Source organism: Streptomyces sp. BBFR51 (genome assembly GCF_044591655.1).
Classification (GTDB): Bacteria; Actinomycetota; Actinomycetes; order Streptomycetales; family Streptomycetaceae; genus Streptomyces.
The window spans coordinates 3,964,674-3,985,007 of record NZ_CP172448.1; the positions used below are offsets into that span (position 1 = coordinate 3,964,674).

Consider the following 20,334-nt stretch of genomic DNA (forward strand, 5'->3'; position numbering starts at 1 on the left):
TCCCTCGCCCCGCCATGCCCTCGGGGGGAGGGAAGGAAACCAAGACAATGCCCGTACCCGTACCGCGGCAGAGGGCGATCCCGGCCGTGGAGTGTGGTCAGGCGCCCGCCGCGTCCCCGGACAGCGGCCCTTCCAAGGAACAGGCCCCGCCCAGGACGAACCCGGCCGAGAACCCCACCGCCCAGCGAGAGAACCCCACGGAGAAGCGCGAGAAGCCCACGGACACCAGCACGGACCGGACCACGGACCGCACCCCGGACAAGAGCACCGACCCGCGCGCCGACTCACGCACGGACCCGCGCGCCGACCGTCGCGAGAGCACCACCCCCACGAACCTGACCGTGCTGCTGATCGAGGACGATCCGGCCGGCTCGCCGATCGTGCCCGAACTGATCGACCAGGCCGGCAAGCCGATCCGCGTCCGCACCGCACGCAACCTCACCGAGGCCGAGCGGCTGCTGACCGACGACGTCCACTGCATCCTGCTGGACCTCGCCCTGTCGGCCCCCGCCAGCAGCAGTGACGCGCAGGGCGAGGACGAGCTGGCGGTGCTCAGGCACGTACTGGAGCTCGCGCCCCGGCACGCCGTGCTCGCGCTCACCTCGTCCAGCGACGCCGAGCGCGGCGCCGAGGCCGTGGCGGTCGGCGCGCAGGACTACCTGTTCCGCGACGAGCTGGACGGCCGACTGCTGAGCCGGGCGATCCGCTACGCCGTCGAGCGCAAGCGGTCCGACTCGGCGGAGCGGCGCCTGGCCGAGGGCCGGCTGCGGGCGCAGGAGAACCGCCGTCTGGAGCGCGGTCTGCTGCCGACCCCGCTGCTGGCCGGCTCCCCGCTGCGCTTCGCCGCCCGCTACCGGCCGGGCCGCTCGCGCGCCCTGCTCGGCGGCGACTTCTACGACGTCGTGCGCACCCCGGACGGCACCGTGCACGCCATGATCGGCGACGTCTGCGGGCACGGACCGGACGAGGCGGCGCTCGGTGTGGAGCTGCGGATCGCCTGGCGGGCGCTGACGCTGGCGGGGCTGTGCGGCGACGAGCTGCTCGGCACGCTCCAGCAGGTACTGGAGCACGAGCGCTCGGACGACGAGATCTTCGCGACCCTGTGCGCCGTGGACATATCGCCGGACGGCCGCAGCGCCGGCCTGTGCCTGGCCGGGCACCCGTCCCCGCTGATCGCCGGTCCCGGCACGCCCGCACGGCTGCTGCCCTACGACAACAACGGCCCGGCGCTGGGGCTGCTGCCCGGCGCCCGCTGGCCGCGGATGCAGGTGGAGCTGGGCCCGGAGTGGAGCCTGATGCTCTACACCGACGGCCTGATCGAGGGCCACGTCGGCGAGGGCCGGGAGCGGCTCGGCCAGGACGGCATGGTGGAGATGGTCCGCCGCCAGCGCGCCGGGGGCCTCCAGGGCGAGGAGCTGCTGCGGGCGACCGTCAACGAGGTCCGCGAGCTCAACGGCGGCGAACTGGCGGACGACCTGGCGGTGGTCCTGCTGGACCGGACGGCCTGAGCCGCCCGGTCCGTCTCAGCGTCCGCCGTTGTACGGGCCGTACGGGCCGTCGCTGCTGGAGCCGCGGCGGCTGCTGCGGCCGCCGCCCGGCAGGCCGCGCAGTGCGGGCCGTACGTCGACCATGTACACGATCGTCGCGATGAGACCGATGATCGGCAGGAACGACAGGATGTTGAAGATCAGGTTCACCACGAAGGCGATCCCGAGGACGATCAGCCAGAACGGCTTGGTCTTCTTGTCGGCCGCGCGGTAGGCGTCCTCGCGGCGCGTGGCGGCGTCGATCAAAGCGAAGCCGCTGAAAAGGATCAGGGCGATGCTCAGCAGCCACATGAAGCCTGCGAACCCCTGCATCAGCACAACGTCCACCACCAGAATCGGGTCGTCATTACGCGGTCACCGTACCCGTAGAACGGGCCGGACACCCCAAGGGTGCCCGGCCCGTTCCCTCACTCGTCGTGCTCCCTGCCACTACTTGGCGGGCGGCGTCGTCTTCTTGGCGGTGGTGCTCTTCTTGGCCGGGGCCTTGCGCGGGGCGGGGGTCTTCTTCGCCGCGGCGGGCTTGGCCCCGGCGGCCTCGACCGGTCCGGGCTTGGCGGGCACGGGCCTGGCCGGCGCGGGCTTGGCTGCCTCGGACCTGGTCTGCGCGGGCTTGGCCGGCTCGACGGCCACGGCGAAGTCCTCCACGTCCTCGGCGAGGTCCTCGATGCCGTCGGCGGCCTGGCCGCGCCAGGTGCGCACCGCGTGCTCGCCGCGCTCGGCGACCTTCTCGTAGGTCTCCCGGGCCTTGACGGCGTACTCGGCGGCGACGCCGACCGAGCGCAGCGCGAGGTCCTGGGCGCTCTCGCCGAGCTTCTTGAGGTCGGTGTCGAGGGAGCCGAAGAGCTCGTTGGCCTTGGCCTGGAGGCTCCCCTGGGTCTCCTTGACGCGGGCCGTCGCCTTCTCCTGGACGGCCTTCGGGTCGGTGTTGCGCACGGCGTCGATACGCGCCGGGGCCTCCGCCCGCAGCTGCTCCACCAGCACCGGCACCTTCTTGGCCTGCTGGAAGGCCAGGTCGGCGGTGCCGGCGGCGAAGTAGAGCGGGGTGGGGTCGCTGAAGGTCTTGCGCAGGTCGTCGGTGATGGCCATGGTGATGGTCCTCCGGAATTACGTTCGTCTGAGGGTTTTTTAGTGGTTCCGCGTCCGTCCGGCCGGCTGCCGCCCGCCGCTCATCCGGCCGTCTGTCGCGGGCCGGCGTCGCCGCCGCCGGCCGTACGGGGGCCGGGGCCCGGTATGGAGGCCCCGCCGTCCGCGGCCGCGCCCGGGTCCACGCCCGCCTCCGCGTCGGCCCCGAACCCGTTCTCCTTGCGGAAGGATTCGTAGACCTGGAGCAGCACCTGCTTCTGCCCCTCGTTCAGCGAGGGGTCGGCGAGGATGACCGCACGCGTCTCCACGTCGTCCCGGTCCCGCTCGGCGTCGAGGATCCCGGCGCGGACGTACAGCGTCTCGGCGGAGATGCGCAGCGCCTTGGCGACCTGCTGGAGCACCTCCGCGCTCGGCTTGCGCAGCCCGCGCTCGATCTGGCTCAGGTACGGGTTGGACACGCCCGCGGCATCGGCGAGCTGGCGCAGTGACAGCTGCGCGTTGCGCCGCTGCTCGCGCAGGTACTCACCGAGATTGCCGACGTTGAGCGAAGCCATGCCTCCACCATGCAGCACCTCGCTAACTATTGCAAGCACCTTGCTTGCAATAGTGCGCCCACGGATGCTCGACGGCGGCACGCCGATTCGCGTAAGTCCGGCCGCGTCAGAACGGCAGGGGCCGCGCGTGGACCACGTCGAGCCGGGACACCGCGCGGGTGAGCACCACGTACAGCCGGTGCAGGCCCCGCCCTCCGGGACCCTCGGCCGCCGCGATCGCCGCCGGTTCGACGGCGACGACGTGGTCGTACTCCAGGCCCTTGACGACGCTCGCCGGGACGACGGCCACCCGGGCGCCCGGCGTCTCGGGCCCCGCCGCCGCGATGCCGGCCGCGTCGAGGGCCTCCCGCAGCGCGGGCACGTCCGGATCGGCGGCGACGACACCCACCGAGCCCTCCCGCGCGAGTGCGTGCCGTACGGCGTCCACGACCGCCTCCGGCACGGCGGCGGGCGCGGTCTCGCGCAACGTCAGCTCGCCGTCGCCGCAGGGAACGGGCCTCCGGTACGTCCACGTCGAGCCGTGCGAGCAGCCGGTTGGTGAGGCCCACGACCTCCTTCGGCACCCGGAACCCGGTGGTCAGCGGCACCACGGCCGCGTCAGGGCGGCCCAGGTGGGCGAGGACGGTCCGCCAGGACCGCGCGGCCCACGGTGTGGTCCCCTGGGCGAGGTCGCCGAGGACGGTGAGCGAACCGAAGGCGGACCGGCGGGCGATGGCCCGGCACTCCATCGGGGAGAGGTCCTGGGCCTCGTCGACGACGATGTGGCCGTAGCCCTCGGGGTGTTCGAGGAGTCCGGCGACCTCGTCGAGGAGGACCAGGTCGGCGGCGGACCAGCGCGCCGACTTCCACGAGCGCGGCACCCGGCCCGTCCACAGCAGCGCCTTCTGCTCGTCGTCGTCCAGCAGCCCGTCGGCGGCCCGCGCCAGCGCACCGGGGTCGCCGAGCAGTTGGGCGACGACCTCTTCGGGGCGCACCCGGGGCCAGGCCGCGTCGAGGTACGCGCCGACCGGCCGGGCCCGTTCGACGCGGCGCAGCCAGGCGTTGCTCTGCGGCCCGGCCCGCCGTTCGGCCCGTTCCTGGACGTACCGCACGATCCGCGCCCGCACCCGCTCGCGCCCGACGGCGTACGGCGGTTCCTCGTCCCGTACGCCCGCCACGATCCCGGCCAGGGCGTCGGCAGGGACGCGCCACCGGTAGGACCCGTCCGGTACGGCGAGGGGGCCACCGGCGTCGGGGTCCACGCGCGCGTACAGGGCGCGGCGCAGTACCTCGGCCGTCCGGGCGTCGTGCTTGACGGCGGCGGCCCGTTCGTCGTCGGTGCCGGTGACCGGGTGCCGGGCGATCTCCTGCGGGAGGGTGGACTGCCGTACGCCGCTCTCGCCGAGGGCGGGGAGGACCTCGGCGATGTAGGAGAGGAAGGTCGGGTTGGGGCCGAGGATCAGCAGTCCGCCGCGCCGGATGCGCTGCGGGTGGGTGTAGAGGAGGTACGCGGCCCGGTGCAGCCCGACGGCGGTCTTGCCGGTGCCCGGGGCGCCCTGGACGCAGACGGTGGCGTCGAGGCCGGCGCGTACGAGGTCGTCCTGCTCGGGCTGGATGGTGGCGGCGATGTCCCGCATGGGCCCGACGCGGGGCCGTTCGATCTCCCGGGCGACGATGGTGCTGGCCCGGGACTCGCCCCGGCCGAGGTGCTCGTCCTCGAGGCCGGTGAGGTCGGCGGAGTCCCCGTGACCGCCGGGCGCCCACCCGAAGCGGCGGCGGACGGTGACGCCGCGGGGGTCGCCCGTGGTGGCCTGGTAGAAGGCGCGGGAGACGGGGGCACGCCAGTCGACGACGAGCGGCGGGGCGGCGGGGTGCTCGGTGATCCGCAGCCGCCCGATGTGCAGCGCGCCCTCCGTCCCGCTCTGCGCGAAGTCCAGCCGTCCGAAGAACAGCGGCCCCTCGGGCAGTTCGCGCATCGCCTTGGCCCGGCTGCGCAGCCGGTACCCGAGGACCTCGGCGTCCGCCCCGGAGGCGGAGACGTCCTCGCCGGTGACGACGTGTTCCTGGGCGCCCTCGACCATCGCGGTGAGGACGGCCCGGCAGTGCTCGTGGTGGGCGCGTTCGTGGTCGAGGACGCGCTGGAGGGCGGGGTCGGTCGGCGTCATTCCAGCAAGCGTACCTGAATAACGTAACCGAGTTAAATTTTTCACCAGGTTACTCGAAACTCGGCAGCCCCGTCGCCAGCCCCGCGAACGCCCGCTCCGCCGCCGCCACCGCGTCCTGCCGCACGTCCTCCACCCGCTCCCCGGCTGCGACCCGCCGCCAGTTCTCCAGCGCCAGGATCCGCTGTACGGCGATGATCTGACCGGCGGCCAGCCTGGCCTCCAGGTCACCGCCGAGGGCCTGGGCAAGCGCGGCCTCGGACCGCTCCAGCTGCGTGTGCATCCGGGCGACCAGGGCGGGAGTGCCGTAGAGCAGCCGGTGGAAGGCGAGTACCGCGGGATGCCCGTTGAGCCCGGTCACCGGGTCCCCCCGCTCCAGCCCCGCCAGAAAGTGCCGCCGCAGCGCCTCGATCGGTGCCGGTCCCTCCCGCGCCACCCTGGCCGCCTCGTCCTCGTGGTCGGCGATGCGGTGCAGGACGAGGTCCTCCTTCGCCGGGAAGTACCGGAAGAGCGTCGGCTTGGACACCTCGGCCGCGGCGGCCACCTCCGCGACGGACACCGCGTCGAAGCCCTTCTCCAGGAAGAGTTCGATCGCGACGTCCGACAGCGTCTGGAACATCCGCTGCTTCTTGCGTTCTCGCAGACCGGGGGCGCTCATGGGGCGAGCCTACGCACCGGCGCCCTCGTGGACGGACTCCGGCCGCACCGGCTTGGCCGCGTCCCAGAGGATGCTGAAGAAGGCGCGCCTGCGTGCCACTACGTCCCGTCCCCGCTCACCGTCATACCGGCTCCAGCGGGTCAGCAGGGAACCGTGCCCGATGAGGTCGAGCAGCTGGTCGTCGTCGGCTCCCGATCGCGACGGGGCCGAAACGGGAGCACGGTACTCGTCCGGTCTCACGTCGATCTTGTCGTAGATCCCCTCAAAGACCACTTCGTCCCCGATGACGTACAGCTTGAGGAAGGGCGACATGTGCACCGCCCGAAACTCGACGGACAGCGTGCCCTGCGCCTTGCGGAGCATCCTGCCCCGCATCGTCCCGAGACCGCGCTCGTATCCCGTGATCTTCTCGACCAGGTACCGGCGGAATCCCGGCGCGTCCGCCAGCTTGCCGTCCGCGTCCCGCACCAGGCCGGGGACTTCGATGGGCCGAGTGAAGTCCGGAACCAGGATGCGGACGGACACGGACCTCGAGGGATCGGGAGGCAGATCCTCCAGCACTCTCCTGAGCGGTTCGACGAAGGTCTCCCCGGTGAAGCACATCCCCCACAGCTGCACGGCACCACCCTGCCGGACGGTCTGCGCGCACTCCTCCATCAACTGCTGCGCCGTGGCCTCCTCGCCCGACTGCGGGCGCAGCCGCGCGGTCAGGTCCCGGACCTCGTCGCTCAGCCGCCGGACGGTCTCGTGCAGACGCCGTGCCGCCTCCCGCTGGGTGTCGTGCGCCGTGTTCAGCCGCAACACCTCGGCATAGAGCACGTACCCCACGATGCTGAGCAGCGCTCCGCCGATGTAGGTCTTGCCTTCCAGCGCGTCGCCGACCGGTTTGACGAACTGGGCCACGAGCCCGACTACGAAGACGGCCAGGAGCAGGCCCTTGGTCACCGTCGTCTCGGCACGACTCCAGCGCGCCGCCATCCTGCCGCGCAGCGAGGATCCGCCCTCGGACACCAAGTCCCCCCAACCGCCGGCGCGTTCGGCCAAGCCCGCTCATGGTGCCCGGTGCCGGGGCGGACAGGAAGAGGGCGGGAGTCACTCGGCCCGGGTGCCGTACCAGGCGCGCAGAGCCTCCACGACCGGTTCCCGGCCCGGCACGTCGACCAGCCGGAGTGGCTCACGGGCCCGCCCTATCGCGCGCTGAACCCGGTCCGCCGCGGCCTGGAAGTGGTCCGTGTCCGCGTCCTCGGGAAGGTCGGTCGCCGCCCGCAGAACATCCGTGAAGACCGACTGCGCGTACTCGAACGCGACGTAGGTGGGGAGGTCTTCGTGCAGTCCGGCGGTCAGCTCGGTGAACCCGGCCTCCGCCATGGCCTCGGCCCACAGCTCCGTCATACGGACCTGCTCCTGCTTGTCGTACGCCATTCGCACGAGGTGGGTTGCGAGATCGTGCAGGGGATCGCCGAATATCGCCAGTTCCCAGTCGATCACCGCGAGCCGCCTGCCCCGCACGACGGTGTTGGCCTGGTGGACATCCGTGTGCAGAAGCCGGAACGGACGCGAGATTCGGCAACGATGGTTGGCGGCGAAACGCACCATCGCATCCTCCGGAACGCCGACGGCGTCGAAGAGCGCGCCGAAGCGGTCGCGGTTCGGACGATGCACCCGCTCCTCCGTGAAGCGGACCAGCCAGTCCAGGAAGCCCTGCGTGTCACCGTCCTCGGGCCAGCCCTCCGGACGGGCCGGCAGTTCCGCGACAGGAACGCGCGCGGTCCGGGCGAAGAAGGACGCGAACGAGCGCATGAGTTCGTCGCCCACGTTCCGGAGCGGGCCGCCGTCGCTGAGCGCCCGACCCATCCGGTACCGGTGCACGGAGCCGTCTCCGAGGTCGGCGAGGCACGGCGGCACCTCGCGCAGATACCGGCAGACGACGCGGAGCACTTCCGCCTCGCGCGGCCAGATGCGCGGCACCACCTCCACAGTGCGCAGCGGAACACGGTACTTGAGACGGGTGAACGGAACAGCGCCCAGCAGCAACGCCAGGACCGGACCCGAGCGCAAGACGTAGTTGATGTTGTGGTGCCCTCTCAGCACCTCGCCCCTGCCACGGAGTCTCCGGGACTCCACGAAGTGGCGCACGAGCGCCGTACGCGCTCGATGTGGCAGACGGTGCATGGCGGGAGAGTAGCGCCTCCGACCCGTTACGCGTGTCGGGATGACAGCGGTGTCCGCAAGAGCACACGGCCCGCTCCATGCCGTCCGAGCGGACCCGGAGCCCGCCGGACTACACGGACCGGCCGGTGAGATGCTCCCAGACGGAGTCGAACCAGGCCTGCATGCCCTCCACGAACACCGTGTCCTGCGCGCGGGGGTCGGCGTCCTTGACATGGTGGGTGAGCCGCGCCCCCGGGCGGAAGACGTCGTTGGCCACGACCTCCCGGCCGTCGTCCAGTTCGATGGGTCGCCGGAAGACCTCGTACAGGCCGTGCAGTGCCGCCGAGCCGTTGAATCAGACAGAGCTTGAAGGCCGGCGTCAGCGGCACCCGGCGGATCTCCACGTCCACCGACGGCACCAGTCTCATCGTCCGCCAGTCGGGGGCCCGGCATCACCGTGCGCTCCGCCCGCTCACTGCTGGTCGGCGAGCTTGCACTGTGGCGGCAGGGACGTATGAAGACCGTAGGTCCGTCGGTCATTCACACGGCGACTGTATCCCCCGCACGTCGGTCGGCAGGCACCACAACAGGCGCAGCAACGGCTCGAAGGAGTCCACGACCACGTCCGCCCCGGCCTCCCGCAGGAGCTTGCTCTTGCGTTCGTTGCGGGCGTAGCCGAGGAACGGCACCCGGGCGCGCCTGGCGGCCTCGCAGTCGGAGGGGGAGTCGCCGATGAACAGCGAGGCCGTCGGTTCGGCGCCCATCGCGCTGAGTGCGCGGACCAGGGTGTGCGGGTCCGGTTTGAGCAGCCGCAGCTCCTGGGTGCGGCCGTAGATGTGCGGGGTGAAGCACGGCAGCAGGCCCCGGTCGGCCAGGTAGGCGCGCACGACGCGCGGGGAGTTGTTGGTGGCGACGGCCAGCCGGACCCCGACGGCCGTCCAGGTGCGGATCAGCGGATCGGCGTACGCGGTGGGCATGGCGGAGGCGGCGGCCCGCAGTTCCTCCTGAGTGAGGCGCTCCTCCAGTTCCTCGACCAGGTCGCTGCGCGGATGGCGGCGGTCGACCGCGCGCAGCACCGCGTGGGGGTCGGGTGACTCGCGTTCGGTCTCGGTGAGCAGTCCGCGCAGTCCTCGGCTGCCGAGCCAGTCGACCAGGTCCGCCGCGACGCCTTCCGCCGTGTGGCCGGCGAACAGGCGGCAGATCGGCCCGTCGAAGTCCCACAGCACGAAGCGGGCATCGCTCACCAGCCGCCCGAGTTGTTCCGTGTCTGCCACCGTTCCGGTCCGCGTCGCTTCAGAAGTCACTAGGAGAGTGTCATGTCCGTGGTGATGGTTTCCCAGAGGGCGTCGAACCACTTCTGTGATTCCTCCACGAACACCGCGTCGCGGTGGCCCGTCCGCTTCAGGAAGGAGAACAGCAGCGACTGGGAGCCGAGCGCGTCGTACATCTCCAGCGTGCGGCTCTCGTACTCCTCCTCGCGCCGGGTCAGCATGTAGTAGCCGAGGAGGGCCTCCTCGCCGTTGAGCAGGTAGAGCTTCATCGGCGGGGTGAACGGCAGGGCGCGGAAGGCGATGCGCACGTCGACGCGGTGGGTGGAGCGCACGGCGTGCAGGTTGTGCTGGAGGACGCGGGCCTGGGCGTTGCGCATCTGGAGCCAGCGCTGGTGGACCGGATCGTCCTCCTCGTCCTCGACCAGGACGGGGAAGGCGAGTTCGATGTCGCGCGAGGGCATCAGGACGCGGAAGTCGATCGCCTCCGGGTGGATGCGGCCCTCGTGGATCAGGCGGAGCGGCTCGCTGAGCGCCAGCATCAGCGTCTCCGAGGTGTGGCACACGACGTCGACCCGCACGCGCGGGGCGGAGAACGCCTGCGCCAGCCGCGGCCCGAGCGCCACCATCGTCGGCTGCGGTTCGCCCCGGGGCGTGGCGGGCTCGGCGATGCGGGGCGGGCTGCCCTTGCTGACGTTGGTGAGCAGGCCGTCTTCCTGGAGCGCGCGCAGTGCCTGGCGGACGGCGCCGCGTTCCACGCCGAACTCGTCGGCCAGCTCGGCCTGGGTGGGCAGGCGGTCGCCCGCCTTGAGGTCACCCCCGCGGATCCGCTCCCGCAGGACGTCGGCGATCTCCTGGGACGAGAGCCTTCTGCTGCCGTTCACGGACACGTTCTCCTGGGTCACGACCAAACGCTACAACTTCGACCTACCTATAGGGAGTTGTTTGAAACTTGTTTATAGGTAGTAGCCAAGTGGGGACAACATAGTCAGAGTTGGTCACCAACTTAGCCCAGTTGGTGGAAGTTTACCTTCCCGAACGTCCGAAGGGGGGAAAGACCAATGCCCGTCCTCGCCCTGGTCTCCGCGGTCTTCGTCGTCGGCTTCGAGCAGGTCGTCCAGTGGAAGTACGGTGCCACCGGCATCGTCGGCCTGCTCCTGCTCACCATAGGCATCAAGGCCAAGAGCCCGTCCGTCAGCTCCGCCGGAGCGGTGCTGCTGGCCCTCCTGGTCGCGGGTCCCGCGCTGTGACCGGGGGCGGTCAGCCCGTGAGCAGCAGCTCCGAGCTGATCGTCCCCCACAGCGCGTCGAACCACAGCCGGGACTGCTTCACGAACACGCCGTCGCGCAGGTCACCGCCCTGATCGAAGGCGAACAGCGTCGAGCGGATGCCCTCCGCGTCGTACAACTCCAGCTGCTCGTGGTCGATCTCCTGCTCACGCCGGCTGAGGGTGTAGTACGCGAAGAGCGCCTCCGTGCCGTTGAGCACGTACAGCTTCACCGGCGGCGTGAAGGGCAGCGCGCGGAAGGAGACGCGCACGTCGATGCCGTGCGTGGCGCGCAGGCTCAGCAGGTTGTGCCGGAGCACCTGGCCCTGGGCGTTGCGCATCGCCAGCCACCGCTCGTGCACCGGGCCGCCCGCCGCACCGCCCGCCACCGCCACCGGAAAGGCGAGGTCGATGTCGCGGCTGGGCAGCAGGACACGGACGTCGACCTTGGCCGGTTTCAGTCGCCCCGCGTGGATCTGGCGCAGCGGTTCGCCGATGGCGAGGGTGAGGGAGACGGAGGTCAGACACAGCGCGTCGATCTCGACGTGCTCGGCGGCGAAGGCCCCGGCGATCCGGGGCGCGAGGGTGACCGTGGTGGGCATCGGCCGCGCCCCGGGCCCGGCCAGGGGGCCGTGCAGGTCCTGCGCGACCGTCGCGGGGCTCCCCTTGGACACGTTGGTGAGCAGACGTTCCGACTGGAGGATGCGCAGGGCCAGGCGGACGGCGCCGCGCTCCACGCCGAACTCCTCGGCCAACTGGGCCTGGGTGGGCATGCGCTGGCCCGCCTGCAGCCGACCGGACCTGATCCGGGCGCGCAGCTCGTCGGCCACCTCTCGATGTGTTGTCTGTGGCCGCTGCGGTCTCTTCCGCCCGTTGACGGGGGCATGTTCCGGCTCCACGACCAAACACTACAACTTCTCGCCATCTTTCGGCAGTTCGCGGGAAGGTGGTTATGAGACGCTTCCAAGCGGAGATAAGTACAGTGAAGTTGGCAGCCAACTTGAGCAACGTGGTCGATTCTTTCGAGGGTTGGCCACCACGGTGACAGGGGGACCACCATGCCGCTCATCGCCATCGTCGTCGCGGCTCTGGCCATCGGGTTCGAGCAGCTCGTGCAATGGAGGTACGGGCCGATGGGCATCATCGCGTTCGTCGCGCTGTCCATCGGCATCAAGGCGAAGAACACCATGATCGGCGGTGTGGGTGCGGTGATCCTCGTGATGCTGCTCGCCCAGTCCGGCTGAACCGACGTACTGACCGGCCGGGCCCCCTTCCGGAGGGGAGCCGGGAGCCCGACCGGTCGGTCAGCACCACGCACAACAACCACAACCACAACTGAACAACGGCACAACAACCACAACTCAATGAGCACGCGCTACGGATGCGCACGTCCACCCGTCACCGGCCGAAGGGAGCCACCTCAGAACATGTCCGGGCACCAAGGCCGCCTGGACGTACGCAGCAGGGCGTCGACCACACGGGCGGCGCCCGCTCGTTCTTCCCGCACCCGGCCGAGCGCCGCCAGCCGCACGGCCGACTCGTCGCCCAGCCACAGTGCCCCCAACTCGCGCACGTCCAGCACGAGATGGGCGCTCTCGGTGGTCGGCACGCAGGACGCCCCGTCCGCTCCCGCCTCCAGCCGCCACCGCCCGCCGGTGAGCCCTCCCCGGTCCACGACCTCCAGCACCACCGACCCCCGGCCCTCGTACGTCCGCGCCTCCAGCGCCGCCGCCACGTCCAGGATCCGTACCCACAGCCAGTCCGCCTGGGTGGTGATCCTCGCCGCGCGCGGATCGGGCAGGAGCTGCGGGAGCAGGTCGTCGGGGGCCCGCCAGCCGCTCTTGACGGTCGTGATCCAGTCGATCGAGCACAGGTAGTGCCACAGTGCGCGCTCCGCGCCCGGCGTCACGGCGATCAGCCAGTCGACCGTCGCCGTGTTCAGCGGCTGCTTGGCGTCGCCCCAGCGGTCGTCGGTCCGGTACGCGGCCATGCCCTCGACCTCGCCGTCCGCCGAGCGGTACACGGCGTAGCAGGGCTCGGTCCACTGGGAGCCGTTCCAGTCGACGACACCGGTCCGGTACTGCCACCACAGCTCGGTCCGGCTGACCGCGCCCGGCTGGGCCCGGCGCAGCCGCTCGTGCAGCTCGGGCCCGAGCTTGCGGACCTCCTCACCCTCCACCAGGTCGATCCGCCCGCCGTCCTCCGGGGCCGCCCAGCGCGGGTCGAGGCCGGCGCGGGGCACGTCGACGGTCCACTCGGCCATGGTGGTGGCGGGGCCGAAGCCGTACCGGCCGTAGATCGGGTACTCGGCCGCGATCAGCGTCGCGACGACGTCACCGCGGTCCTTCGCCGCGGCCAGGTCCTGCGCCATCATCCGGGTGAGCAGACCACGGCGGCGGTGGGTCGCGGTGACGGTGACGTTGGAGATCGCGTCGGCCCGGACGGGGGCGCCTCCGACCGCGGTGACCTCCTGGTCGAAGGACCGGAAGGTGGCGACACAGCGCTCCCCGTCGAAGGCGCCCAGCGACCGGCCCGGCACGAACTCGGGGCGGCGGGCCTCCAACTGGTCCGCGGGCACGGTGGGCGACCGCAGGAACCCGGTGTTCATGGCGCGGTTCCAGTCGGGGAACTCGGCCTCGGTGATGGGACGTACGTCGATCTCGGTGCGGCGGCTCATGCGCTCACGGTAGGCCGAGGGCCCCACCTGCGTCGCGGGGATTTGCGGGGGCCGGGCGTCAGAAGGACGCGCGGATCTCGCCCACCTCCCGCCCGCCGCCCAGCAGGGGGGCGCGACCGATGCGGTCGACGACCGGGGCGTCCACGCCCACCAGGGTCAGGGCGCGGGCCAGGACCGGGCCCAGGGCGCGGGTCGCGCCGTCCTCGATCTTGAAGGCGAGGGCGCGGCCGTCCGGCAGGGCCACCGCCTGGACGGCCTCGGCGCCCATCTTGGAGAGGGTGCCGGGCACCTCGCGCATCAGCCAGGTGTCGGCGCGGCGGGTGCCGGCGACGTACTCGGGGTGGGCGCGCATCGCGTCGGCGACCCGGCGCTCCGCCGAACCGGGCTCGGCGCCGACGAAGGAGCGGAAGGCGCGGGCCAGCCCGACCAGGCTGATCGCCATCAGCGGCGCCCCGCACCCGTCCGTGCCCACGGCGGCGACCGGCTCGCCCGCCGCGTCCTCCACAACCCTGTGGATGATCCGCTGGAGCGGGTGGTCCGGGTCGAGGTACGTCTCCACCGGCCAGCCCCGCTGCGCGCAGACCGCGAGCATCGCGGTGTGCTTGCCGGAGCAGTTCATGGTGATCCGGTCGGGCACGGCGCCCGACGCCAGGTACGTCTCCCGCTCCACGGGGTCCAGCGGCAGGTCGGGCGGGCACTGGAGCAGGGCCGGGTCCAGACCGTACTCGTCCAGCATCTTGCGGGCCAGGTCGCGGTGAAACGGTTCTCCGGAGTGGCTCGCTGCGGCCAGCGTCAGCCGCTCCCCCGCGAGGTCGAGGCCGGCCCGCAGGACGCCGGCCGCCTGCATCGGCTTGTTGGAGGAGCGCGGGAAGACCGGCGCCGTCACCTCGCCGAGCGCCAGCTCCACGGCCCCGTCGGCGCCCAGGACCACCAGAGCGCCCCGGTGCCGCCCCTCGACGAAGCCCGACCGGACGACCTCGGCGAGAACGGGCGGCACGACGGCCGAGAGGGCAGACGTGGGCGCGGATGCGGCCGAGGACGAGGGCGAGGGCTGGGACTGCGGCTCGGACTGGGACTGGGACTGGTGCTGGTGCTGGTGCTGGTGCTGGTGGGACGGTTGCGACGGCTGGGGCGCGGACATCGGCGGTGGCCTTCCAAACGGGTGACCCGCCGCGGCGACGGCCCGGGATCACCGGGCCCCGAGGAGCGGAGCTGATGCCCGCCCCCGGTCACACGAGCAGGTCGTCGACTTGTGCTTCCCCCTCACGGTACCGGCGTGCGATCTCCGCGCTGCATCCGTCCGCCGTGCGCTGGAGCCGCTGCCTGCGCCGGGAGACCTGCTGCTCGTAGCGCACGAGCCGCCCCATCCCGGCGGTCAGTTCGACGTCGGTGCGGGCCGTCAGGTCGGACAGCTCCACCTCGCCCAGCATCTCGGCGGCCAGCCGCCGGCACTCCTCGCTCCGCGGGGTGCCCAGCGTCACGTGCCGGGCGGAGGAGCGCTGCCGGGCCGGCGCGTCGGCGAGGATCTCCGACAGCCGCTCGACCACGGACCCCGTCGCCGCGGTGGTCACCACGGCCGTCGGCCCGCGCCGCGCCAGCTCCGCGCGCAGGATGTCGATACGGCCCTGGAGCAGCCGCCGTACGTAGCTGAGGTCGGCCTCCTCGCGCTGGGCGTCCCGGCGCAGGGTGCGCAGCTCCGGCAGGCTCAGTGCTCCCAGGTCCCGCTCCACGGGGTCCGCCGTGGGCAGTTCCGGACTGTCCGTGCGCTGCGCGGGTGGCCGGGGCGCCTCCAGGCCCCCCGGCCCTGTCAACGCGGCGGTCCCGAACGACTGCCCCGTACTCGGTGTGCTCATGTGCCTCAACCGTCCCCTCGCCCGGCGTCTGGGTGCATCGTGCCACTCCGGGTGGCCGCTATGTGACCGAGTGCCCATGATCGGCCCCGATCGGCCCCAGATGGGGGGTTAGATAGCGAAACAAACCCCGTACGGGCCCGGCCGCTCGCACCCTGGGGGCGCACGGCATCATGACGGGATGCGTGCAGTGGTGCAGAGGGTGGACGGCGCGAGCGTCGTCGTGGACGGCGAGACGGTGGGCGCGATCGACGGCGAGGGCCTGTGTGTCCTGGTCGGGGTCACCCACGACGACACCAAGGAGAAGGCCGCGCAGCTGGCCCGCAAGCTCTGGTCGGTGCGGATCCTGCACGACGAGAAGTCGTGCAGCGACCTCGACGCCCCGCTGCTGGTGATCAGCCAGTTCACCCTTTATGGCGACGCCCGCAAGGGCCGCCGCCCCACCTGGAACGCCGCCGCGCCCGGCGACGTCGCCGAACCGCTCGTCGACGAGGTCGTCGCCCGGCTGCGCGCGCTGGGCGCGACCGTGGCGACGGGCCGTTTCGGCGCGCGGATGCGGGTGTCGCTGACGAACGACGGCCCGTTCACGGTCCTGGTCGAGGTCTAGGCCGAGGTCCAGGAAGCCCTACGGCTCGACGACCGTCTCCTGGGCCGCCGCCGTGTCCTCGGCCATCAGGCGGGCGTCCACCGGCACGTTCCGCTTCACCAGGGCGAGCGCGACCGGGCCCAGCTCGTGGTGGCGTACGGACGTGGTGACGAAGCCGATCTTCCGGCCCTCGGGTCCGTCGTCCGCGAGCCTGATCTCCGCACCGGCCGGCGGCAGGTGCACCTCGCTGCCGTCCAGGTGCAGGAAGACCAGCCGGCGCGGCGGCTTGCCGAGGTTCTGCACCCGGGCGACGGTCTCCTGCCCGCGGTAGCAGCCCTTCTGGAGGTGCACGGCCGTGCCGATCCAGCCCAGCTCGTGCGGGATGGTCCGGTGGTCGGTCTCGAAGCCGAGGCGCGGGCGGTGCTGCTCGACGCGCAGCGCCTCGTGCGCGAGGATCCCGGCCGCCGGTCCGGCGTCGGCGGCGAACGCCTCCAGCTCCTCCCTCGGCAGGAAGAGATCACGGCCGTACGGCGTCTCGCGGACGGCGGCCGACTCGGGGGCCTGCGCGATCGACCCGGCCGGCAGGTGCACGACGGCGGTGTCCGGGGTCCGGTCGGCGACCTCGACCCGGTAGAAGAACTTCATCGACTCCAGGTAGGTGATCAGCGCCTCCTGGCTGCCGGGCTCCACGTGGGCCCAGACGGTCGTGCCGTCGTCGACGAGGTACAGGGCGTGTTCGATGTGGCCGTTCGCGGAGAGGACCAGCGCCTCGGTGGCCTGGCCGGTCGGCAGGTCGCTGACGTGCTGGGTGAGCAGCAGGTGCAGCCAGCTCAGCCGGTCGTCGCCCGTCACGGTGACGACACCGCGGTGGGAGAGGTCGACGAAGCCGGTGCCGTCGGCGAGGGCACGCTGCTCGCGGAACAGGTCGCCGTAGTGGGCGGCGACGCCTTCGTCCACGCCCTCGGCGGGGACGGCGCCGGGCAGGGACAGCAGAGGGCTCTTCATGACCCCTAGCCTACGACTCGGTAGTTGAACCCTTCAGGGAACAGTCCTCACACCGGCCGAAGATCGCGAAGTGCTTCATGTCGGTGTCGAAGCCGAACTGCTCGCGCAGCTTGGCGGTGAAGTCGGCGGCCACCGACAGATCGGCCTCGATGACGTTGGTGCAGTCCCGGCAGACCAGGTGGATGTGGTGATGCCGGTCGGCGAGGTGGTATGTCGGCGCACCGTGCCCCAGGTGGGCATGGCTGACCAGCCCCAGCTCCTCCAGCAGCTCCAGCGTGCGGTACACCGTGGAGATGTTGATCCCCGACGCCGTCTTCCGCACCTGGCCGAGGATGTCGTCGGGGGTCGCGTGCTCGAGGGTGTCCACGGCTTCGAGCACCAGCTGCCGCTGCGGGGTCAGCCGGTAGCCGCGCTGCCTGAGGTCACTCTTCCAGTCGGTGCTCACCACACCCATGAGTCTAGGACTACTTGAAGAAAGCGATCCCGTCGTCCGGCATGTCGTCCGGGAGGGCCTTGGCCCAGCGCTCGACGTCCTCCGGGGAGACGACCTTCTTCAGGTGCGCCGACATGTACGGGCGCAGCTCGACCTCTGGGGTCTGCTTCTCGCCGACCCACATCAGGTCGCTCTTCACGTAGCCGTACAGCCGCTTGCCGCCGGTGTAGGGCCGAGAGGCCGCGGTGCGGGCCACCGCGTCCGTCACCAGGTCGATCTGGGGCTTCTGGTCGGCCAGCTCGCCGTACCAGATCTCGATGACGCCGTCGTCGCGGGTCATCGTGACCTCGACCCGGCGGTTGGCGTCGATGCGCCAGAAGCCGTGCTCGGACTCCAGCGGACGGACCTTGTTGCCGTCGTTGTCCAGCGCCCAGGTGTGGGACTGGTACTCCAGGAAGTCCCGGCCGTCGTGGGTGAAGGAGACCTCCTGGCCGAAGTTGCACTTCTCGGCGCCGGGGAAGTCGTGCACGCCCGCGCCGGCCCAGTCACCCAGCAGGAAGACGAGGGGGACGAGGTCCTTGTGCAGGTCGGACGGGATCTCGATCATGAGCGGTACTTCCTGGCGTCGGTGATCAGCGCTGGCCCTGGTACAGCTTCTTCACGGTCAGACCGGCGAAGGCGAGAACGCCGACGCAGACCAGGACCAGCAGGGCTTCGAAGAAGATCTCCACGGGGTTGCTCCTTGAGCGGGGGGCATACGACAGGGCCGCCCCCAGCTTACGCGGCCCACCTCGGCTCTTCTCGCCGGACTCCGCCCACGAAGGCGGCCCACGCGGGCGCGGCGAACAGGAGGGCTCCGCGAGCGGGGTCCTTGCTGTCGCGGACGGGGACGAGGGGGAGGCCGGGGGCGACCTCGACGCACTCGCCGCCGCTCGCGTTGCTGTAGCTGCTCTTGCGCCAGTCGGCGGCGCGGAGGAGGTCGTCGGAGACCTCGACGCAGTCGCCGCCGCTCGTGTTGCTGTAGCTGCTCTTACGCCAAGAGACGGCGCTCAGATCGATGGCTCGCACGGCGCTTCCTCCAACGTCCGCAGGATGAACTCGCGAGACTCGGCCGGTGACAGCGCCAAGTCACGCATCGCATCGTACCTACGTTGCAGCAGCTCAACTGAGGCGTTTTCCTCCACCAGTTCACCGCGCAGGTCGTTCTCGGTATAGGCGACGACGCGGCCGTTCGGCAGCCGCAGGAACTTCACCGCGGTGTTCATCAGACCGTGCGGGCCCGCACGGAACTGCAGTACTTGGAGGGTGATGCCGGGACGCCCGGCCATCTCGGCCAAGTGGGCCAGCTGCTCCCTCCACGCCTCCACGTCGCGCAGCGACGTGCGCAGCACCGCCTCGGAGAGAATGACGCGAAATGGCGGTGGGGCCTCCCCGTCCAGGAGTTGCCGTCGGCCGAGCCGGGCCTCGACCTGCTGCTCCAGCTCAGGTCCCTTGAGCCAGCCCACGGCGAGTGCCTCGCGCGCGTACCCGGCGGTCTGGAGCAGGCCCGGCGGTGCGCTCACCGCGTAGTGCCACAGGCTGATCGCCTCGGCCTCCAGGATCATGTACCGGCGGTACTGCTCGCGGAACTGCGTGGGATCGGCCACCGCCAGCTCCCACAGCGTGAGCAGCATGCCGCCCGTCCCGTAGTACTGGTCCAGCGCCTCCACGATCTCCGGGCCGCCCAGCGTGTGGCCGTTCTCCATCTTGCCGAACTGGGACGCGTCCCAGCCCACCGCCTCCGCCATGCCCCGCAGGGACACGCCCCGCCCGTGCCGGAGCAGCCGCAGCTCCTCCGCGAACCGTGCCCTCGGTTCCTGGCTGCGACCCGTGATCGCCCTCCGCTGCGGCACCGCGCCCCTCCCGGCTGTGGAATTTGTGGAATTTGGAGCGCCCGTTGTGGCACTAGCGGCCGTTCCGGGCTTGGCGACCCCCGCCGTGGGTCATGCTCGTAACTGCCCACCACTACGCAGAGTAGGGCAACTGTCGCATTCCGTATAGATGTTGACGTAAGGGAGCGGACCCGTGAGAACAGAACCGGCCACCTACGAGCCCGGCACCGTGCTCTACGACACCGCCGCCGCCAGGGTCGGTGAGTACCGGGGCCGCAGCGGGGCGCGCGTGCTGCTCCGCCCCCTCGGCGGCGGCCGGGAGTGGGAGGCGGAGCCGGCCGCGCTGCGCCCGGCGACCGACCGGGAGCGCCTCGGGGCGAGCCTGCGTGCCGCGAACGACCGCACCCTCGCCGCGCCCCGGGCCCCCGGCGAGTTGGAGCGGCCGCCCCTGCCGGTGCCCGACTGCGAGGCCTGCGCCTGGTTGGCCGACCGGCGGGAGGCCGCGCGCGCGGCGTTCGACCACAGCGCGGTGACGGACGCGAACGTCCTGCTGCGCCAGCACCAGCGCAAGGAGCACGAGGGATGACGTACGACGGCGGACTGCCCTACGAGGAGTGCAAGCGGGCGCAGCGGCTCGCGCCCCGGCGGGACCGGGCTCCCCTCTCCCCGGGCTTCGCGATGCCGCCGTTCCATCCGGGCCACCCGCCGCGGCCCGCGCCGAAGCACAGGGCCCGGCCCCGGCGGCGCACCCGGCTGGACGGGGCCACGGTCAGCGGCCTGCTGACCGTCCTGTGCGTCGCGACGCTGCTGGTGACGATCAGCTTCGCGGTCTGACGCGACCCGCGAGGGCTACGCTTCCAGCATGGCGAAGAAGCTCGTGATCAAGGTGACGGCGGGGGCCGATGCCCCGGAGCGCTGCTCGCAGGCGTTCACCGTGGCGGCGGTGGCCGTGGCCAGTGGGGTCGACGTGTCGCTGTGGCTGACTGGCGAGTCCGCGTGGTTCGCGGTGCCGGGGCGCGCGGCCGAGTTCGAACTGCCGCACGCCGCGCCGCTGCCCGACCTGCTCGACTCGCTCCTGGCGGGCGGCCGGGTGACGCTGTGCACGCAGTGCGCCGCCCGGCGCGACCTGACCGAGAAGGACGTCATCGAGGGCGTACGGATCGCGGGCGCGCAGGTCTTCGTGCAGGAGGCACTCGCCGACGACACGCAGGCGCTCGTCTACTGAGTCCCTACCGAAAAGCGT

Annotated in this window: 25 protein-coding genes and 1 pseudogene; 7 read left to right on the top strand and 19 right to left on the bottom strand. The window is 71.7% G+C overall.

All coding sequences use genetic code 11. The annotated features are described in order from the left end of the window. Positions 1-47: 47 nt before the first annotated feature. Positions 48-1,508, top strand: coding sequence for a PP2C family protein-serine/threonine phosphatase (locus tag ACGH7X_RS17955; RefSeq protein WP_399886358.1), 1,461 nt, complete (start codon positions 48-50; stop codon positions 1,506-1,508). A 15-nt stretch (positions 1,509-1,523) separates the two neighbouring features. Here the strand turns inward: ACGH7X_RS17955 and ACGH7X_RS17960 are convergent, their stop codons facing one another. The 10 genes and pseudogenes from ACGH7X_RS17960 to ACGH7X_RS18005 all read right to left on the bottom strand — a co-directional run bounded on the left by ACGH7X_RS17960 (position 1,524) and on the right by ACGH7X_RS18005 (position 10,313). Further along, positions 1,524-1,859: a DUF2516 family protein gene (locus ACGH7X_RS17960; protein ID WP_399886359.1), complete on the bottom strand. Its 336-nt coding sequence runs from the start codon at positions 1,857-1,859 to the stop codon at positions 1,524-1,526. Between the two features lie 117 nt (positions 1,860-1,976). Next, positions 1,977-2,633: a hypothetical protein gene (locus tag ACGH7X_RS17965; RefSeq protein ID WP_399886360.1), complete on the bottom strand. Its 657-nt coding sequence runs from the start codon at positions 2,631-2,633 to the stop codon at positions 1,977-1,979. An 80-nt stretch (positions 2,634-2,713) separates the two neighbouring features. Then, complete coding sequence (locus tag ACGH7X_RS17970; RefSeq protein ID WP_399886361.1) at positions 2,714-3,184, bottom strand: helix-turn-helix domain-containing protein; 471 nt, start codon at positions 3,182-3,184, stop codon at positions 2,714-2,716. Positions 3,185-3,290: 106 nt separating this feature from the next. Further along, a pseudogene (locus ACGH7X_RS17975) lies at positions 3,291-5,328 on the bottom strand (HelD family protein). Between the two features lie 49 nt (positions 5,329-5,377). After that, complete coding sequence (locus ACGH7X_RS17980; protein ID WP_399886362.1) at positions 5,378-5,983, bottom strand: TetR family transcriptional regulator; 606 nt, start codon at positions 5,981-5,983, stop codon at positions 5,378-5,380. A 9-nt stretch (positions 5,984-5,992) separates the two neighbouring features. Further along, positions 5,993-6,994 (bottom strand): ATP/GTP-binding protein, encoded by a 1,002-nt coding sequence (locus ACGH7X_RS17985; RefSeq protein WP_399886363.1) that lies wholly within the window; start codon positions 6,992-6,994, stop codon positions 5,993-5,995. An 81-nt stretch (positions 6,995-7,075) separates the two neighbouring features. Next, entirely contained in the window at positions 7,076-8,155 is a 1,080-nt protein-coding gene (locus ACGH7X_RS17990; protein ID WP_399886364.1) for a phosphotransferase family protein, read from the bottom strand. A gap of 109 nt (positions 8,156-8,264) precedes the next feature. Then, positions 8,265-8,411: a hypothetical protein gene (locus ACGH7X_RS17995; RefSeq protein WP_399886365.1), complete on the bottom strand. Its 147-nt coding sequence runs from the start codon at positions 8,409-8,411 to the stop codon at positions 8,265-8,267. 259 nt (positions 8,412-8,670) lie between these two features. Then, on the bottom strand, positions 8,671-9,408 hold the full coding sequence (locus ACGH7X_RS18000; protein ID WP_399886366.1) for an HAD family hydrolase: 738 nt from the start codon (positions 9,406-9,408) through the stop codon (positions 8,671-8,673). Positions 9,409-9,437: 29 nt separating this feature from the next. After that, the gene (locus ACGH7X_RS18005; protein ID WP_399886367.1) at positions 9,438-10,313 is read right to left on the bottom strand and encodes a winged helix-turn-helix domain-containing protein; all 876 of its coding nucleotides are present in this window, start codon (positions 10,311-10,313) and stop codon (positions 9,438-9,440) included. 150 nt (positions 10,314-10,463) lie between these two features. Here ACGH7X_RS18005 and ACGH7X_RS18010 point away from each other — a divergent pair, with 150 nt between their 5' ends. After that, positions 10,464-10,652 carry a hypothetical protein gene (locus tag ACGH7X_RS18010; RefSeq protein WP_399886368.1) on the top strand — a complete coding sequence of 63 codons (189 nt, stop codon included), beginning with the start codon at positions 10,464-10,466 and terminating at the stop codon, positions 10,650-10,652. Positions 10,653-10,662: 10 nt separating this feature from the next. Here the strand turns inward: ACGH7X_RS18010 and ACGH7X_RS18015 are convergent, their stop codons facing one another. After that, the gene (locus ACGH7X_RS18015; protein ID WP_399886369.1) at positions 10,663-11,574 is read right to left on the bottom strand and encodes a winged helix-turn-helix domain-containing protein; all 912 of its coding nucleotides are present in this window, start codon (positions 11,572-11,574) and stop codon (positions 10,663-10,665) included. A gap of 153 nt (positions 11,575-11,727) precedes the next feature. Here ACGH7X_RS18015 and ACGH7X_RS18020 point away from each other — a divergent pair, with 153 nt between their 5' ends. After that, positions 11,728-11,913: a hypothetical protein gene (locus ACGH7X_RS18020; RefSeq protein ID WP_104635636.1), complete on the top strand. Its 186-nt coding sequence runs from the start codon at positions 11,728-11,730 to the stop codon at positions 11,911-11,913. A gap of 176 nt (positions 11,914-12,089) precedes the next feature. Here the strand turns inward: ACGH7X_RS18020 and ACGH7X_RS18025 are convergent, their stop codons facing one another. From ACGH7X_RS18025 to ACGH7X_RS18035, 3 genes are all read right to left on the bottom strand, one after another. After that, a complete protein-coding gene (locus ACGH7X_RS18025) occupies positions 12,090-13,346 on the bottom strand; it encodes a GNAT family N-acetyltransferase (RefSeq protein ID WP_399886370.1) in 1,257 nt (418 codons plus the stop codon). 58 nt (positions 13,347-13,404) lie between these two features. Continuing rightward, positions 13,405-14,487: an asparaginase gene (locus ACGH7X_RS18030; protein ID WP_399886371.1), complete on the bottom strand. Its 1,083-nt coding sequence runs from the start codon at positions 14,485-14,487 to the stop codon at positions 13,405-13,407. 88 nt (positions 14,488-14,575) lie between these two features. Then, positions 14,576-15,199 (bottom strand): aerial mycelium formation protein, encoded by a 624-nt coding sequence (locus ACGH7X_RS18035; RefSeq protein WP_399886372.1) that lies wholly within the window; start codon positions 15,197-15,199, stop codon positions 14,576-14,578. Between the two features lie 178 nt (positions 15,200-15,377). On the opposite strand from ACGH7X_RS18035, the gene dtd reads away from it, so the two are divergent. Further along, positions 15,378-15,803, top strand: a complete 426-nt coding sequence (dtd, locus tag ACGH7X_RS18040; RefSeq protein ID WP_399886373.1) for a D-aminoacyl-tRNA deacylase — start codon at positions 15,378-15,380, stop codon at positions 15,801-15,803. Between the two features lie 18 nt (positions 15,804-15,821). Here dtd and ACGH7X_RS18045 read toward each other — a convergent pair whose 3' ends face one another. The 5 genes from ACGH7X_RS18045 to ACGH7X_RS18065 all read right to left on the bottom strand — a co-directional run bounded on the left by ACGH7X_RS18045 (position 15,822) and on the right by ACGH7X_RS18065 (position 19,112). After that, positions 15,822-16,787 (bottom strand): YgfZ/GcvT domain-containing protein, encoded by a 966-nt coding sequence (locus ACGH7X_RS18045; protein WP_399886374.1) that lies wholly within the window; start codon positions 16,785-16,787, stop codon positions 15,822-15,824. Between the two features lie 10 nt (positions 16,788-16,797). Continuing rightward, positions 16,798-17,235 (bottom strand): Fur family transcriptional regulator, encoded by a 438-nt coding sequence (locus tag ACGH7X_RS18050; RefSeq protein WP_399886375.1) that lies wholly within the window; start codon positions 17,233-17,235, stop codon positions 16,798-16,800. A 16-nt stretch (positions 17,236-17,251) separates the two neighbouring features. Beyond that, a complete protein-coding gene (locus ACGH7X_RS18055) occupies positions 17,252-17,827 on the bottom strand; it encodes an FABP family protein (RefSeq protein ID WP_399886376.1) in 576 nt (191 codons plus the stop codon). A gap of 170 nt (positions 17,828-17,997) precedes the next feature. Then, positions 17,998-18,288 carry a DUF397 domain-containing protein gene (locus tag ACGH7X_RS18060; protein ID WP_399886377.1) on the bottom strand — a complete coding sequence of 97 codons (291 nt, stop codon included), beginning with the start codon at positions 18,286-18,288 and terminating at the stop codon, positions 17,998-18,000. After that, entirely contained in the window at positions 18,270-19,112 is an 843-nt protein-coding gene (locus ACGH7X_RS18065) for a helix-turn-helix domain-containing protein (protein ID WP_399886379.1), read from the bottom strand. The genes ACGH7X_RS18060 and ACGH7X_RS18065 overlap by 19 nt, the downstream gene beginning before the upstream one ends. 172 nt (positions 19,113-19,284) lie before the next feature. Here ACGH7X_RS18065 and ACGH7X_RS18070 point away from each other — a divergent pair, with 172 nt between their 5' ends. The 3 genes from ACGH7X_RS18070 to ACGH7X_RS18080 are packed head-to-tail and all read left to right on the top strand — an operon-like array spanning position 19,285 to position 20,316. Continuing rightward, complete coding sequence (locus ACGH7X_RS18070) at positions 19,285-19,677, top strand: hypothetical protein (protein ID WP_399886380.1); 393 nt, start codon at positions 19,285-19,287, stop codon at positions 19,675-19,677. Next, a complete protein-coding gene (locus ACGH7X_RS18075; RefSeq protein WP_399886381.1) occupies positions 19,674-19,925 on the top strand; it encodes a hypothetical protein in 252 nt (83 codons plus the stop codon). Before ACGH7X_RS18070 ends, ACGH7X_RS18075 begins: the two co-directional genes overlap by 4 nt. Before the next feature lie 28 nt (positions 19,926-19,953). Continuing rightward, a complete protein-coding gene (locus ACGH7X_RS18080; protein ID WP_003974797.1) occupies positions 19,954-20,316 on the top strand; it encodes a DsrE family protein in 363 nt (120 codons plus the stop codon). Positions 20,317-20,334: the final 18 nt, after the last annotated feature.